The organism is Streptomyces sp. NPDC045287 (assembly GCF_056432325.1).
The window spans coordinates 310862-325544 of the sequence record NZ_JBWKJG010000004.1 but is presented as its reverse complement, the minus strand read 5'-3'; the positions used below and the strand labels follow the sequence as shown (position 1 = coordinate 325544).

16 protein-coding genes are annotated in these 14683 nt (G+C 74.4%); 8 read left to right on the top strand and 8 right to left on the bottom strand.

Going from position 1 to position 14683, the window contains the following annotated elements; genetic code table 11:
* Positions 1 to 243 precede the first annotated feature (243 nt).
* Positions 244 to 1212, bottom strand: a complete 969-nt coding sequence (locus AC07D6_RS09750; RefSeq protein WP_479043184.1) for a diacylglycerol/lipid kinase family protein — start codon at positions 1210 to 1212, stop codon at positions 244 to 246.
* A gap of 69 nt (positions 1213 to 1281) precedes the next feature.
* Between AC07D6_RS09750 and AC07D6_RS09745 the strand changes: the two genes are divergently transcribed.
* Positions 1282 to 1704 (top strand): hypothetical protein, encoded by a 423-nt coding sequence (locus tag AC07D6_RS09745; RefSeq protein WP_315875743.1) that lies wholly within the window; start codon positions 1282 to 1284, stop codon positions 1702 to 1704.
* A gap of 39 nt (positions 1705 to 1743) precedes the next feature.
* Here the strand turns inward: AC07D6_RS09745 and AC07D6_RS09740 are convergent, their stop codons facing one another.
* The 3 genes from AC07D6_RS09740 to AC07D6_RS09730 all read right to left on the bottom strand — a co-directional run bounded on the left by AC07D6_RS09740 (position 1744) and on the right by AC07D6_RS09730 (position 4299).
* Positions 1744 to 2688: an RNA polymerase sigma factor SigF gene (locus tag AC07D6_RS09740; RefSeq protein ID WP_315875742.1), complete on the bottom strand. Its 945-nt coding sequence runs from the start codon at positions 2686 to 2688 to the stop codon at positions 1744 to 1746.
* 17 nt (positions 2689 to 2705) lie between these two features.
* Complete coding sequence (locus AC07D6_RS09735; RefSeq protein ID WP_028963827.1) at positions 2706 to 3119, bottom strand: ATP-binding protein; 414 nt, start codon at positions 3117 to 3119, stop codon at positions 2706 to 2708.
* Between the two features lie 262 nt (positions 3120 to 3381).
* On the bottom strand, positions 3382 to 4299 hold the full coding sequence (locus AC07D6_RS09730) for a 1-aminocyclopropane-1-carboxylate deaminase/D-cysteine desulfhydrase (protein WP_479043181.1): 918 nt from the start codon (positions 4297 to 4299) through the stop codon (positions 3382 to 3384).
* A gap of 212 nt (positions 4300 to 4511) precedes the next feature.
* Between AC07D6_RS09730 and AC07D6_RS09725 the strand changes: the two genes are divergently transcribed.
* Together AC07D6_RS09725 and AC07D6_RS09720 are read left to right on the top strand one after the other, a co-directional pair.
* Positions 4512 to 5936: a family 2B encapsulin nanocompartment shell protein gene (locus tag AC07D6_RS09725; protein WP_315875738.1), complete on the top strand. Its 1425-nt coding sequence runs from the start codon at positions 4512 to 4514 to the stop codon at positions 5934 to 5936.
* Between the two features lie 91 nt (positions 5937 to 6027).
* A complete protein-coding gene (locus AC07D6_RS09720; RefSeq protein ID WP_391652641.1) occupies positions 6028 to 7092 on the top strand; it encodes a family 2 encapsulin nanocompartment cargo protein polyprenyl transferase in 1065 nt (354 codons plus the stop codon).
* Between the two features lie 180 nt (positions 7093 to 7272).
* On the opposite strand, the gene AC07D6_RS09715 is transcribed toward AC07D6_RS09720, so the two are convergent.
* The gene (locus AC07D6_RS09715; protein WP_315875737.1) at positions 7273 to 7866 is read right to left on the bottom strand and encodes a TetR/AcrR family transcriptional regulator; all 594 of its coding nucleotides are present in this window, start codon (positions 7864 to 7866) and stop codon (positions 7273 to 7275) included.
* A 147-nt stretch (positions 7867 to 8013) separates the two neighbouring features.
* Between AC07D6_RS09715 and AC07D6_RS09710 the strand changes: the two genes are divergently transcribed.
* The 3 genes from AC07D6_RS09710 to AC07D6_RS09700 all read left to right on the top strand — a co-directional run bounded on the left by AC07D6_RS09710 (position 8014) and on the right by AC07D6_RS09700 (position 9393).
* Positions 8014 to 8601 carry a dihydrofolate reductase family protein gene (locus AC07D6_RS09710; RefSeq protein WP_479043179.1) on the top strand — a complete coding sequence of 196 codons (588 nt, stop codon included), beginning with the start codon at positions 8014 to 8016 and terminating at the stop codon, positions 8599 to 8601.
* A 19-nt stretch (positions 8602 to 8620) separates the two neighbouring features.
* The gene (locus AC07D6_RS09705; RefSeq protein WP_479043178.1) at positions 8621 to 8866 is read left to right on the top strand and encodes a hypothetical protein; all 246 of its coding nucleotides are present in this window, start codon (positions 8621 to 8623) and stop codon (positions 8864 to 8866) included.
* A gap of 62 nt (positions 8867 to 8928) precedes the next feature.
* Positions 8929 to 9393, top strand: a complete 465-nt coding sequence (locus tag AC07D6_RS09700; RefSeq protein ID WP_479043176.1) for a DUF6304 family protein — start codon at positions 8929 to 8931, stop codon at positions 9391 to 9393.
* A 250-nt stretch (positions 9394 to 9643) separates the two neighbouring features.
* On the opposite strand, the gene snpA is transcribed toward AC07D6_RS09700, so the two are convergent.
* A complete protein-coding gene (gene snpA / locus AC07D6_RS09695; RefSeq protein WP_479043175.1) occupies positions 9644 to 10297 on the bottom strand; it encodes a snapalysin in 654 nt (217 codons plus the stop codon).
* Positions 10298 to 10497: 200 nt separating this feature from the next.
* On the opposite strand from snpA, the gene AC07D6_RS09690 reads away from it, so the two are divergent.
* Entirely contained in the window at positions 10498 to 11466 is a 969-nt protein-coding gene (locus AC07D6_RS09690) for a LysR family transcriptional regulator (protein WP_315875732.1), read from the top strand.
* A 239-nt stretch (positions 11467 to 11705) separates the two neighbouring features.
* Here AC07D6_RS09690 and AC07D6_RS09685 read toward each other — a convergent pair whose 3' ends face one another.
* Together AC07D6_RS09685 and AC07D6_RS09680 are read right to left on the bottom strand one after the other, a co-directional pair.
* Entirely contained in the window at positions 11706 to 12089 is a 384-nt protein-coding gene (locus tag AC07D6_RS09685) for a hypothetical protein (protein ID WP_315875731.1), read from the bottom strand.
* A 48-nt stretch (positions 12090 to 12137) separates the two neighbouring features.
* Positions 12138 to 12515, bottom strand: coding sequence for a hypothetical protein (locus AC07D6_RS09680; RefSeq protein WP_479043173.1), 378 nt, complete (start codon positions 12513 to 12515; stop codon positions 12138 to 12140).
* A gap of 694 nt (positions 12516 to 13209) precedes the next feature.
* On the opposite strand from AC07D6_RS09680, the gene AC07D6_RS09675 reads away from it, so the two are divergent.
* A complete protein-coding gene (locus AC07D6_RS09675) occupies positions 13210 to 14676 on the top strand; it encodes a sensor histidine kinase (RefSeq protein WP_479043172.1) in 1467 nt (488 codons plus the stop codon).
* The last annotated feature ends 7 nt before the right edge of the window (positions 14677 to 14683 follow it).

Here is a 14683-nt window from a genome sequence, read left to right as displayed (position 1 = left end):
GAAGGGTCGACGGCCAGATGAACTGGTGTGGACCTGGTTTGAGGAGGGGTTCTGGCTCTCACTGGAGGCCGGTGCTGCGGGCCGTCCCGATCGCCACGTAGAGACTCGCAAACCTCGGCGGCGGATACAACCCCTTCCGGAAAGTTTTTTTTGATTCCTCGGTGTCGGCTAGGTCACAGCCGTACTTCCATGGGGTGGACCCCAGCCCATACGTTCGAGATAAAGGGCCAAGGGCCCTTCTACTCACACAATCACACCCAGTGCACGGCGAACGCCTGTGAACGTCACGCTCGTGCGGAGGCCCAGGTGGTCTCCGTCCATCTGGAACGGCAGCGGGACCTTCGAATGCAAGGCGAAGTCCGTCAGGTCGTGGAGCGAGACCGCGTGCTTGCCGCGCGGCCCGCGCTCCGGACTGGACGTCAGCAACTGCGTCCCGTACCGGGCGACGGCGGGCCCCGAGAGCCGGTTCAGCCCCAGCACGTCGAGGGCCTTGTCGAAGGACGCCTCCGGCGACGCGTACACGGGCTTGTTCCCCAGGTACGTCCAGGGGGCCGTGTTGCAGACTATCGACAGCACCAGGTCCTCGACCGGACCGTGGCCCGGCCGCTCCAGCGTGATCGTGCCGTGCCGCCGGTGCGGGTCCACCAGCAGCTGGCGGACGACCTGCCGCAGGTACAGGGCGTGCGTCGACCGCTTGCCCCGCTCCCGCTGCTGCTCGACGCGGCCGATCACGCCCGCGTCGAAGCCGAGGCCCGCGCAGAACGTGAACCAGCGGGCCGGCACCGCCTCGTCCTCCGTGCCGAGCGTACCGGCCGCGAGGCCGAGACCGACCGTCCGGCTCCGCTGCTCGCGCAGGGCGTCGAGGATCGCGCCGGTCGCCTCGACGGCGTCGTTCGGCAGGCCGAGCGCGCGGGCGAACACGTTCGTGGACCCGCCGGGCACCACCGCCAGCCGCGGCAGCCGGTCCGGGTCGGGGCCGCGGTGCAGCAGGCCGTTGACGACCTCGTTGACCGTGCCGTCCCCGCCGAGCGCGACGACCAGGTCGACGTCCTCCGTGTCGGCGGCCCGCCGGGCGAGGTCCCGGGCGTGGCCCCGGTACTCCGTCGTCACGGCGTCCAGCTTCATCTCGCTGGCGAGCGCGTGGATCAGCACGTCACGGGTGCGGGCACTCGTGGTGGTGGCTGCCGGGTTGACCACGAGAAGTGCGCGCATGCCCGCCAGGTTACCTACCGCGCGGTACCGCGCCCAGGGGGGCCGGGAGCGGGCGGCTACCCTGCTGGGGTGAGCAGCACCGAACAGAACCCCGCCCCCACGACGCGTCCTCCCCGCGTGACGGCCGCCGCGGCGGTGGCCGGACTGGAGGCGCTCGCCCTCTTCGCCGGAGGCGTCTACGTCCTCGTGAACACCCTGACCGGCACCCCCGACGACGTCACCCAGGCCCTCACCGGCGCTGCGACGCTCATCGCGCTCGGCCTCATTCCGCTGCTGGCGGCTCGGGGCCTGCTGCTGTGCCGCAGCTGGAGCCGGGGACCGGCGATCATCACGCAGATCCTGGCGCTGCCGGTGGCGTACACGCTCCTGACGAGCGCGGGCGCGGCGATCCCGGCGGGGATCGCGCTGGCGGTGGCCGCGGTGGCCGCGCTGGTGCTCCTGGTCCACCCCGCCACCACCCGGGCCCTGGGCATCACCCGGCACACCCCCTGACGGGCCGCCGGGCCCGCCCCGGCCCGCCCGCCGGTGGCGTCACTCCTCCACCAGGAGCTTCTCCCGGAGCTGGGCCAGCGTGCGGGCCAGCAACCGGGAGACGTGCATCTGGGAGATGCCCACCTCCTGCGCGATCTGCGACTGCGTCATGTTCCCGAAGAACCGCAGCAGCAGGATCCGCTTCTCCCGCGGCGGCAGGCCCTCCAGCAGCGGCTTGAGCGACTCCCGGTACTCGACGCCCTCCAGCGCCTCGTCCTCGGCGCCCAGCGTGTCCGCGACCGCGGGCGACTCGTCGTCCGTGTCGGGCACGTCCAGCGACAGCGTCGAGTACGCGTTCGCGGACTCCAGGCCCTCCAGGACCTCCTCCTCGGAGATCCCCAGCTTCTCCGCCAGCTCGTGCACGGTCGGCGACCGTCCGTGCCGCTGGGACAGCTCCGCCGTCGCCGTCGTGAGCGACAGCCGCAGCTCCTGGAGACGCCGCGGCACCCGGACGGCCCAGCCCTTGTCGCGGAAGTGCCGCTTGATCTCGCCCACGACCGTCGGCGTCGCGTACGTCGAGAACTCGACGCCCCGCTCCGGGTCGAACCGGTCCACGGACTTGATCAGGCCGATCGTCGCGACCTGCGTCAGGTCGTCCAGCGGCTCGCCCCGGTTCCGGAACCGGCGCGCGAGGTGCTCGACGAGCGGCAGGTGCATCCGCACCAGCTGGTTGCGCAGCTCGGCCCGCTCCGGCGAGCCGTCCGGCAGGCCGCGCAGCTCGACGAACATCGCCCGTGCGCCGCTCCGGTCCTGTGGATCGTGCTGCTGGCCCCTGTTCCGCTGCTCGTGCTCGCTCTCGCCCATCCGTGCCGCCCGTTCCGCCCGCGCCCGCTCCGGCGCCTCCGCCAGGCCGTCCACCGGGTGCGGCCGCGCCTGCTGCTCCGGGATGCCCGCGATGCCCTCCGCCGCGTCCACGGCCCGCGGGCCGCGCTCCTCGTTCCGCACCGGACCGCCCCCGTCCCTCACGCCGGCCCGGGACCCGCGCCGCGCTGTTTGTACAGGCTGATCGAGACCGTACGGTCGTCCGCGACCGACGAGTCCACCTTGCCCGCCAGGGCGGACAGCACCGTCCAGGCGAACGTGTCCCGCTCGGGGGCGCGGCCGTCGGTCGTGGGCGCCGACACCGTGACCTCCAGCGAATCGTCGATCAGCCGGAACACGCAGCTGAGGACCGAGCCGGCCACGGCCTGCTGGAGCAGGATCGCGCACGCCTCGTCGACCGCGATGCGCAGGTCCTCGATCTCGTCGAGGGTGAAGTCCAAGCGCGCTGCCAAGCCGGCCGTGGCCGTACGCAGCACGGACAGGTAGGCACCCGCAGCGGGCAGCCGGACTTCCACGAAGTCCTGGGTCCCGGGCTCGCCTGCGATCTGGGACACCCTCACCTCCAAGGTGGCACAAACTCGTTCGGGGACCGGGAGGAGCGAGACCCCCCCGGAACCGTGCGGTACGCAGGAATGCGTAGTCGCCGTGACGCTATCGCGATCCGTGCCGCCGTGTCGCCGGGGTCCCGGACCGACACCCGTCACTCATGGTAAGCATATGGGTACATACAGTGGCTAGGGGCCTGCGGCATCCAATCCTGAAGAATTGGCGGAGGGTTGACGTACCCATGCGCCGCGCGATCGAACCGTCCGCGTCTCAGGTCCGCCACCCCCTGTCCGGATCCGGCCGTCCGGTCACCACCGCGGCGACCGTCGTACCAGGTGCGAAGGCGCCCTCCTCCGCCAGCGCGACCAGCGCGTACAGCATCTTGGCGACATAGAGCCGCTCCACCGCGAGCCCGTGGCGCGCCGCGAAGTCCTCCGCGAACGCCTCCAGCGCGGGGCCCGTCCGCCCGTACCCGCCGAAGTGGAACCGGTCGTCCAGGCTCCACTCGCCGACCGGCCCGCCGAACGCCGCGGTCTGCAGCGCCCGCACCTCCCCGCCCAGGAAGCCGCCCTTCAGGACCGGTACGCCCAGCGCCCGCTGCCCCGGCGCCAGGCCCGCCGCCAGCCCGGCCAGCGTCCCGCCCGTGCCGCACGCCACCGCCACCACGTCCGCCCGGCCCCGCAGCTCCCGGCCCAGCTCCGCGCAGCCGCGCACCGCCGCCGCGTTGCTGCCGCCCTCCGGGACGACCACCGTGCCCCGCGGCGCGTCCCGCAGCAGCCGCGCCACCACCTCCGGGTCGCCCTTCGCGCGGTACGTCGCCCGGTCGACGAACACCAGGCGCATCCCGTCCGCCGCGCACCGCTCCAGCGACGGGTTCAGCGGCCGCCCGGCCAGCTCGTCGCCGCGGACCACTCCGATGGTCGGGAAGCCCAGCAGCCGCCCCGCCGCCGCGGTCGCCCGCAGGTGGTTCGAGTACGCCCCGCCGAAGGTCAGCACCGGCCGCCCGGCCGCCGCGGCCAGGTTCGGCGCCAGCTTCCGCCACTTGTTGCCCACCAGGTCCGGGTGGACCAGGTCGTCCCGCTTCAGCAGCAGCCGCAGGCCGCGCCGGGCGAACCGGTCGTCGTCGGCCGGCCGCAGCGGCGAGGGCAGCCGCGGCTCCAGGGCGGCGGCGGGGTCGAGGGAGGTCACCCGCCCATTGTGCGGCTTCGCGCGGCGTGCGAACCGATTCGCACCCATGATCGACTTTTCGCCGGATGGAAGCGCTGCGGAAATCGAAAACCACGTCTCTCTGCCCTCTTCTCCACTCTCCAATCCCACCCATTCGTGTAATGGCATCCTCACAGTGTGTACTGAAAGGCTTCGCCGGCAGGACGGATTCAGATCATCGAGGGGGACCTCTCATGTCGGTTGGTTCGGTTGGTTCGGTCGGCGACGGCGCCCGGGTGGAGCAGGACCCCCCGCAGCAGAGCCTCGGCACCGCCGCCGCGCGGAACCTGGCGACCACCACCAAGTCGGCGCCCCAGATGCAGGAGATCACCTCCCGGTGGCTCCTGCGGATGCTGCCGTGGGTGCAGGTCCAGGGCGGCACGTACCGGGTGAACCGGCGGTTCACGTACGCCGTGGGCGACGGCCGCGTCACGTTCGTGCAGACCGGCGAGCGGGTCGAGGTGATCCCCGCCGAACTGGGCGAACTGCCCGCCCTGCGCGGATACGGCGACGAGGCGGCGCTCGCCGAGCTGGCCCGGCGGTGCTCCCAGCGCGCGTTCGCGCCCGGTGACGTGATCGCCGAGGCCGGGGCCCCCGCGGACCGGGTCTTCCTGCTGGCGCACGGCAAGGTCGAGAAGGTCGGCGCCGGCCCGTACGGCGACGAGGCCGTCGTCGACGTCCTCGCGGACGGCGGGTACTTCGGCGACGCGTCCCTCCTCGACGGCGGGGCCACCTGGGAGTACACCCACCGCGCCGCCACCGCCTGCGTGACGCTGGAGCTGACCCGCGCCGACGTCCTCAACCTCGCCGAGCGCGCCGGGACCCTCGCCGAGCACCTGGCCGGCATGGCCGCGATCCCGCGGCAGCGGACCAACAAGTACGGCGAGAAGGCGATCGACCTCTCCGCCGGGCACCAGGGCGAGCCGGTCATCCCGCACACCTACGTCGACTACGACCCGTCCCCGCGCGAGTACGAGCTGAGCGTCGCCCAGACCGTGCTGAAGGTCCACACGCGCGTGGCGGACCTCTACAACCAGCCGATGAACCAGACCGAGCAGCAGCTGCGGCTCACGGTCGAGGCGCTGCGCGAGCGCCAGGAGCACGAGCTGGTCAACAACCACGAGTTCGGCCTCCTCGCCAACTGCGACTACGGCCAGCGGCTCCAGCCCCACGACGGCGCGCCCACCCCGGACGACATGGACGAGCTGCTGTCCCGCCGCCGGGGCAGCAAGATGTTCCTCGCCCACCCGAAGGCCATCGCCGCCTTCGGCCGCGAGTGCAACAGGCGCGGCCTGGTCCCCGAGAGCATCGACGTCGGCGGGCACCGCATCCCCACCTGGCGCGGCGTGCCGATCTTCCCCTGCAACAAGATCCCGATCAGCGAGGCCCGCACCACGTCCATCCTCTGCATGCGCACCGGGGAGTCCGAGCAGGGCGTCGTCGGCCTCCACCAGACCGGGATCCCCGACGAGATCGAGCCGAGCATGTCGGTGCGCTTCATGGGGATCGACGAGCAGGCCATCATCTCGTACCTGGTCACGGCCTACTACTCCGCGGCGATCCTGGTGCCGGACGCCCTGGGGATCCTGGAGAACGTCGAGATCGGCCGCTGGAGGTGAGGACCGGGTACGGGCGGGGCGCGCCCTGCACCGGCGCGCCCCGCCCGTGCCCCCGCCCCGGGACGTACGCGCACGAGCGGAGGAGGAGAGGGTGACGCTGACCGGCACGGACAGGACCGGCACGTGGTACGAGGACGGCGACCGGGACGCGGCGGCGCTCCTCGACCGCGCGCACGCCGTCGTCGCCCCCCGGCTGCGCGCCGACCTCGCCGCCCTGCCCGCCCCGCTGCGGCGCGTGGCCATGTACCACTTCGGGTGGGAGCACGCCGACGGCACACAAGCCGCCGGCCGGGCCGGGAAGGCGGTCCGCCCCGCCCTCGTCCTCGCCTCGGCCCGCGCCCTGGGCGGCGACCCGGACACCGCCGTGCGGGCCGCCGCCGCCGTGGAGCTGGTGCACAACTTCACCCTCCTCCACGACGACATCGTCGACGAGGACCGCACCCGCCGGGACCGGCCCACCGCGTGGGCGGTCTTCGGCGTGCCCGACGCGCTCGTCACCGGCGACGCCCTGCAGGCCCTCGCCCTGACCGCCCTCGCCGCGGAGCGGCACCCGGCGTCGGCGCCGGCCGCGGCCCGGCTCGGCGCGTGCGTGGTCGAGCTGTGCGCGGGACAGCAGGCCGACTGCGCCTTCGAGGAGCGCCGTCCCGGCGACGTGACCCTCGACGAGTGCCTCGCCATGGCCGAGGCCAAGACGGGCGCGCTGCTCGGCTGCGCCTGCGCCCTGGGCGCGCTGTACGCGGGCGCGGGGGAGGCCGAGGTCGCCGCGATGGACGCGTTCGGCCGGCAGGCCGGGCTGGCGTTCCAGTTGATCGACGACCTCATCGGCATCTGGGGCGACCCGCGGCGCACCGGCAAGCCGGCCGGGGCGGACCTGGCCGCCCGCAAGAAGTCGCTGCCCGTCGTCGCCGCGCTCACGTCCGGGACGGCCGAGGGCGCGGAGCTGGCCGAGCTGTACGGGCGGCCGGCCCTGGACGAGGAGGACGTGGCACGCGCCGCCGGGATCGTCGAGCGGGCCGGCGGCCGGGACTGGGCGCAGGCGGAGGCCGCGGACCGGATGGCGCGGGCGGTGCACGAGCTGTCGTGCGCGGTGCCGGACCTCGATGCAGCGGGGGAGCTGCTGGCGCTGGCTGAGTTCGTGACGCGGCGGAGCCACTGACCCCGGCCCGTACGGGCTGACGGCCCGCGCTCCCGGCCCGTACGGGCCGGCGGTCAGGGTCCGTGCGGCTCATGGTCCGGGTTTCGTACGGGTCGGCGGTCCGGGCTCGTAAGGCGGCGGTCCGGGGCTGTACGGTAATGATCCGGATCCGTACGGGTCCGTGGTTCGGGTCCCTACGGGCTAACGGTCCGGGTCCGTACGGGTCTCGGGCACGATGCGTTCGACGAGGGCGTCGACCGTCCGGTCCAGCTCCGCCGCGGGGAGCACGCCCGGCAGGGTGAGGTGTTCCAGCAGCAGGCCGTTCATGGCGAGGTACAGGGCGAGGACGGTGCCGGCGTCGCCGGGCAGCCCCGCGTCCAGGTGGAAGCGGATGTTGCGGTCGAGCTCCTCGCGCACGGCCCTGTTCAGTTCGGCCTGGAGCGCCGGGCGGCGGGTGGCCTCCAGTCGTAGCTCCAGCAGCGCCAGGTAGCCGGTGCGCTCCTCCGCCATCCGCCGGACCAGCCACTTCATCAGCTCGGCGACCAGTTCGCGGCGGGGCTCCGGGCGCATCGCCGTGTCGACCTGCTCGGGCGGCGGGGTCATGCGGACGTGGATGCGGGAGCCCGCCTGGGTGAGCAGGTCGTCCCGGCTGGAGAAGTAGTTGGACGCCGTACCGGCGGGGACGCCCGCCCGCGCGTCCACCGCCCGGAACGTCAGTCCCCGGGCGCCCTCGTGGGCCAGTACGTCGATGGCGGCGTCGAGCAGCGCGCGCCTGCGTTCCGGATTGCCGGCCACGGGCCTTCCTCCCTCTTCCGTCCCGTCCGTGCGACAGGTGTCCGAAAATCGTCCTTGCTGCAACCACTACGGACGTAGCACTATAGCCGTAGTGGTTGCGATCGCTCGCGGTCGGCCCCGCCACTTCCCGGATCCGAAGGACATGGTTTGCGCACTCTGACGTATTTCGTCGCCTGCTCGCTCGACGGTTTCATCGGCGACCCGAAGGGTGACGCCTCCTCCATGTTCCAGTTCCTGGACGAGGAGTACGTCGGCTACCTCGCCGCCGAGTACCCGGAGACCCTCAACACCGAGGGACGCCGCATGTTCGGCATCGCCGACGCCCCGAACAAGCACTTCGACACGGTCATCCAGGGCCGCGGCAGCTACCGGCTCGGCCTGGACGCCGGCCTGGCCAGCCCGTACGGCCACCTCCGGGAGATCGTCGCCTCCCGCACCCTCAAGACCTCCCCGCACCCGAACGTGGAGATCGTCTCCGACGACCTGGTCGCCCGCGTTCGAGCCCTGAAGGCGGAGGAGGGCCCGCTCGGCATCTGGCTGTGCGGCGGCGCCACCGTCGCCGGGGAGCTGATCGACGAGGTCGACGAACTCGTGATCAAGTCATACCCGCAGGTCTACGGCTCGGGGATGCCGATGTTCGGCGGCGCCGCCTTCGCCGTCACCGACTTCGCCCTGCGGGACGCCCGGACCTTCGGCAACGGCGTCGTCATCCGCTGGTACGGCCGAAACCGCTGAACCGCAATACCCTGGAGGCATGGGCAGCGAAGGACGCCGAACCGTCCGCCGCCCGCGGGAGGACCCGACCGCCGAGCCGGTGTGCCCCTCCTGCGGACAGCCTGTCGGCAAGGCCATACATCGACGCAAGGTGCTCGGCGCGTGGGTCCCCGCCTGGGAGCCCCGGCCGTGCCACAACTCGCGGTGCGACCGCTTCGGCAGGGCGCCGCAGAAGGACGGGGGCCGGCTGGGGAACGAGACGGGCAACAGCGCCGAGATCGGCTGAAGTCAGGCTCCGGGGGTGTCCGGCGTCACGCCGGAGGCGGGCGTACCGCTACAGTCCGCGCCATGTCATCGGAGTCATCGGAGTCATCGGAGTCGACCGAAGTCTGGACCGGCTGGTACCGGGACCGCCGCGGGGCGGAAGCCGTCCTCATCACGTCGGACGGGCGGGGCGTCAGCACCCGCGTCAGGGGCGTGCACTACGCGGGCGGCGGCTTCGCCGACCTGCGGGCGGCCGAGGAGAGCGGCGGGCTGCCGCTGGCGGGCTGCGTGCTCGAATGGGACCTGCCGCTGCCGGTGGTCGCCGACGGCACGTCCCAGCAGGCGACGCTCTGCTGCCTGCTGACGATCGGCGAAGCGCTGTCCGACGGGTCGCCGGAGCGGGTGGACCTGCAACTCACCCTGCACTACGGGGGAACGGCGTACGAGTCGGGGGTCACGGGCGGCGACTTCGACCGGGCCCTCGGCCGGATCCTGCGCCAGTTGCCGCCCGGCGCGCGGTTCGCCCGCGACCTGATCCAGGCGGCGTAGGGACGGCGGGGCGGCGACGGCGCCACCGCTCTCCGCGCCGCCGTCTCCTGGCTCCCCGCGCCCTGCTCCCCGCGCCGGGGCCCCGACCCGTGGCCCCGGGGCGTGGCGGTGGTTCGGGCGGTGGCCTGTGGCCCGGCTCCCCGGGGCGGTTCGCGGTGGCGGCTGTGGCCCGGCTCGTGAGGGCGGTTCGCGGTGGCGGCGCCCCGGGGGACGTCCCGGGGCGCCGCCGTGCGCGCGGGGCGGGAGGCCGTCAGGAGGCCGGGGCGAGTCCCGCCAGGCCGTACCGCCACAGGGAGTCGACGCGGGCGCGCTCCTGTGCGTTCGGCGTCGCGTTGGTGCAGGACGGGCCGGGCCCGCCACCGGACATCAGCTCGCTGCACGGGCCCGAGTAGTTGTCCGGCAGGCCCAGGACGTGCCCGGTCTCGTGGGCGGTGACCCGGGTGGAGTTGTAGATCTGGTTCTGCCGGTAGTCGAGGAAGATGTAGCCGCGGCCGTGCCCGTCGGTGCTGGCGTACGAGCCGCGCGAGTCGTTCCCCTCGTAGTACCGGAAGTCCGGGGTGCTGCCCTCCTGGAGCTTCACGTTGGCGACCGAGCTGTTCCAGATCTGCGTCGAGCGGGCTATCTGGGTGCGGAAGGAGGGGGCGTTGGCCGTCGAGTACACGACCGTGACGGCCTGGGTGTCGGGGACGGCGGCGCGCTTCTTCGCCACCGACTCCATGACCGCCTCGAAGAAGGCCCTGTTGGCCCGGGCCTCCTCCGCCGAACCGGCGTACGCCGCGTACCCGGCGGTGGCGGTCGCCGGCGTGAGGGGCGCCGGGGCGGCGGTGGCGGTGGTCGCGGGCACGGCCGCGAGGGCGGCGGCGACGCCCAGTGCGGCGGCCAGTACGGCTCTGGGGTACTTCATGGGGGGCTCCTACTCGTCCTGAACGGTGGGGTGGACGCGTTCGGTTGGGACAGAGTGTCGGGGAGCCCCGAGGCCGTACGGATGATGGCAGCCGGCGATAGCACCAGCGCATCACCTCCGGCAACGCCCTTCGATCTGAAGGGAATTCACGCGTTCACGGCGTCTGGTGTGGTGCGAGGCACCCGCCCTACGCTCGGGGCATGGAGCTGGAGGTGAGGCATCTGCGGGCGCTGTGCGCCATCGCCGACGCGGGCAGCCTGCACAAGGCCGCCCGGGTCCTCGGGACGAGCCAGCCCTCGCTCACGACCCAGCTGCGGCGCATCGAGACCGCCCTCGGCGCCGAGCTGTTCACCCGGGGACGCACCGGCTGCCGGCCCACCCCGCTCGGCCGGGACGTCCTCAGCCGCGCCCGTCCCCTCGTCGCCCAGCTCACGCTCCTCGTCAGCGAGACCCGCGCCGCCGCGGCCCGCACGGACGGCGCCCGGTTGAGGGTCGGCTCCACCGCCAGCCGCGCCCTCGCCGGCTGGCTGCGCCGGTTGCGGCAGCGGCTGCCCGGCACGGACATCACCCTGCACATGGACGTGTCCGCCAACGCCCTGCTGCGCGCGGTCGCCGCCGGGCAGCTCGACGTGGCGTTCGTCCACGAGGTGGAGGGCTGCCCGCTGCGCGTCCCCGAGGGACTGGAACGGCGGGTCCTGGTCGACCGGGAGCCGCAGTTCGTCTCCATGGCCCGCGACCACCCGGCCGCCGTCCTGCCCGTCGTCGACCTGGCCGACCTGGCGGAGGACCGGTGGATGGTCGACCCGACCGTCGACGGCGAGTGGGACGGGCTGCGGCGGGTCCTCGGCGCCGCCGGGATCGATCCGCCGGTGCTCCACGCCGACTACCACACGGCCGCGTCCCTCGTCGTCGCCGGCGAGGCCGTCGCCCCCTGCCAGCCCACCTCGGGCCCGCGCGACGACATGGCGATCCGCCCGCTGCGCGACGACCCGCTGGCCGTACGGCTCCTGCTCTGCCACCGGCCCGCGGAGGCCGGCGCGCCCGCGGCGCCCCTGTACGAGGCCGCCCACACCGAACTGGCCGCCGCCTACCGCGAGGTCGCCCTGCGCACCTCCGCCTACCGCCAGTGGCTGCTGCGCCACGGCAGCCCCCTCCTCCGCGCCGTCTGACCGCCCGTCCGGCCGTCACGCCCCGCCGCCCCGCTCCACCGCTCACTGGACCGCCGTGTGCCCGGCGGCCCCGCCGACGGCCCGGAGGCGTCGCCCGGGCGGGCTCCTCGTCTCCGGCCGTGCGGCGCGTGGCCGCAGGATCCGGCGCGTGACCGCAGGATCCGGTGCGTGGGGGCCGGCGGGGTGGTGCGGGGTGTGTGGGGGCCGGCGGGGCGGTGGCGGTGGGGGGCGCGGGTAGGTCAGCAGCGGGGGATGCCGGGGGCCGGGTCGGCGCCCACGTTCACGTTGCCGCCCCACATCCACACGTTGGAGTAGATGTGGCCGATGTCGTAGTCGATGACGGTGCCGTAGTACCAGACGCTGGTGCCGTAGGTGCCGACCTTCACGTACTGGCCGAGGGTGTAGCACTCGACGCCGGCCTCGGTCACCTTCGTCGTGGTGCCCCAGATGCGGCTGCTGGTGTTGGGCTGTTCGCGCAGGTTGCTGTGCGCCTGCACGGTCGTCGCGTAACCGGTGGTGCCGGTGGGCGCGGCCTCGGCGGTCCCGGCGGCGCCGAGCAGGGAGAGGGCCGCGCCGAGCACGAGCCCGGCGGCCGCGGTCGACCTGCTTCGCTTGGTCGTCATGGAGGTGCTCCTCGGTTCGTTCCGGTTGGGTTCGGTTCGTTTCGGGGTTCAGCAGCGGGGCACGTCGGGGTGGGGATCCGCGCCGACGTTGACGTTGCCGCCCCAGACCCACACGCCGATGTACCCGTGCGGGGAACCGGGGGTGTCGTCGAAGACGTTGCCGAAGTACCAGACTTCGGTGCCGTAGGCGCCGACCTTCACGTACTGGCCGCGGGTGTGGCACTGGATCGCCGCCGTGCTCACGGACCGCGTGGTGCCGAGGTGTCTGCTGTTCGTGGTGGCCGCCGCCCGGATGTTGCTGCCGGCCTGCACGGTGGTGTTCACGCCCTGCGCGGCGGCGTGCGCGCTGCCCGCCGTCGCGAGGGGGGAGAGGGCCGCGCCGAGCGCCAGGCCCACGGCCGCCAGCCCGGCGGATCGTCTCACCATCGGTGTCCCCTTCCCGCGGGGGTGTTCCCCGTCCGGCCGTACGACGGGAGGGGAGGGGCGCCCGTATGACCGGGTCGCCGGGGAACCTCCGCGAAGCGCGCCCGCGAGGCGCACCGCGGGCGTCCACTCGCGGGCCGCCCGCCGGACGGTTCGCACAGACGCCCCGACCCGCGGGGACGGGCGGGGGAGCGGCGCGAGCGGCGGCTCGGTGGCCCGGCGTACCGACGGTCCGGCGGTCGGGTGGCCCGGCGGTCGGGTGGCCCGGCGTACCGACGGTCTGGTGGCCGGGTGGCCCGGCGTACCGGTGGTCCGGCGGGCACGCCCTGGTCGGGGCCGCCGCGCGACGCCTTCGACCAACACCGGCGCCGCCCGGCCTCGCACCGGCCCCGCCCGGCCTGCCCGATCCCGTACGGGCCCCGCTCGGTCCCGTACCGGCGCCGGCCGGTCCCGTACCGGCCTTGCACCGGCCCCACCCGGCCTGCCCGATCCCGTACGGGCCCTGCCCGGTCCTGTACCGGCGCCGCCCGGTCCCGTACCGGCCTCGCACTGGTCCCGCCCGGCCTGCCCGATCCCGTACGGGCCTCGCCCGGCCCCGCCCGGTGTCGGCTGGGGTACGGCGCGAGCCGCCACCGGCTGCCGGAAGGTGGACTTTCGGCAGTGTCCTGACGGCCCGCGCCCTGCGTACGGTCGCCCCATGGAGAGCACAGCGGGAAGGGGCGCCGCGGCCTGGACGACGGGCGCGCTGCTGGTGGCGGCGACCGTCGGGGCGGGGCTGAGCGTACGAAGCGACTGGTGGGCGCTGCCGACCGCGGCGGCCGCCTTCCTGGCCGGCTGCCGACCGGGCAGGGCGTGGCCGAGCGCCCTCGCGCTGGGTGGCGTCCTCGCGGCGGGCGTGCTGGCGGTCCTGGCGGTGCCGTCCTGGTTCGTGCACGCCACCGTCTTCGTGGGCGTGGTGGTGGCCGGCGCCATGCTGCCGTGGTGCGCGGGCCGGTTCTGGTGGCAGTACCGGGAGCTGGTCCGGGCCGGCTGGGAGCGCGCCGCGCACCTGGAGCGCGAGCAGCGGCTCGTCGCCGAGCAGGCCCGGCTGCGCGAACGGGCCCGCATCGCCCAGGACATGCACGACCTGCTCGGCCACGACCTGAGCCTGATCGCCCTGTCCGCCGGGGCGCTCCAACTCGCCCCCGGCCTCGCCGGCGAGCACCGCGCCACAGCACGGGACATCCGCGCCCGGGCGGGCGCCGCCGTGGAGCGGCTCGGGGAGGTCGTCGGCCTGTTGCGGGAGGAGGACGCGCCGCCGGAGTCGACGCCGGGCAGCTCCCCGGACGCGGGGCTGGCCCGGCTGGTCGCCTCGGCGACCGCCTCGGGGCTCGCGGTGGAGCTGGGCGTCGAGGGCGCGGCACCGGCGGGGGAGGGCCTGCCGCCGGCCGTGGCGCGGGCGGCCCACCGCGTCGTCCAGGAGGCGCTCACCAACGTCGCCAAGCACGCCCCGGGCGCCACCGCCGTGGTCCGCCTGGTCCACGGCGACGGCCGGACGGAGGTGCGGGTGGAGAACGGTCCGGCGCCCCGCCCCCGGCCCGGCGCCCCCTCCGGCGGGGGGCGGGGCCTCATCGGCCTGGACGAGCGCGTACGGCTCGCGGGCGGCACTCTCCGGTACGGTCCGGAGGGCGGCGGCTTCGCGGTCACCGCCGTCCTCCCGCACACCGCCCCCGTACGCCCGTCGGAGCCCGCCGGCCACGCGGCGTCCGACCGCGTGGCGCCGGACCGCACGGCGTCCGATCGCGTCCCGCTCCCGCAGGAGCACCGCCGCGCCCGCCGCCGCGCCGGGCGGGCGCTCGCGGCCCTCGCGGTGGTCCCGGTGGCGACCGGCGCGGTCCTCACCGCCGCCCTCGTCGGCTGGGAGGCGGCCACGGCGACCCAGGCCGTCCTCGAACCCGGCGCCTACGCCCGACTGCGGATCGGGCAGGATCGGACGGAGGTGGCGCGGCTGCTGCCGGAACGTCAACTGGTCAGCCGGCCGGCGGTACCGGAACCGGAGGGAGAGGGCATCGCATGCGAGTACTACGCCATCACGGCCGACCACTTCGACGACCGGTCGGGCGACGCGTACCGCCTCTGCTTCCGCGGCGGCGCCCTGTGGTCCCGCGACGTGGTCACTCCGTGAACGGCGG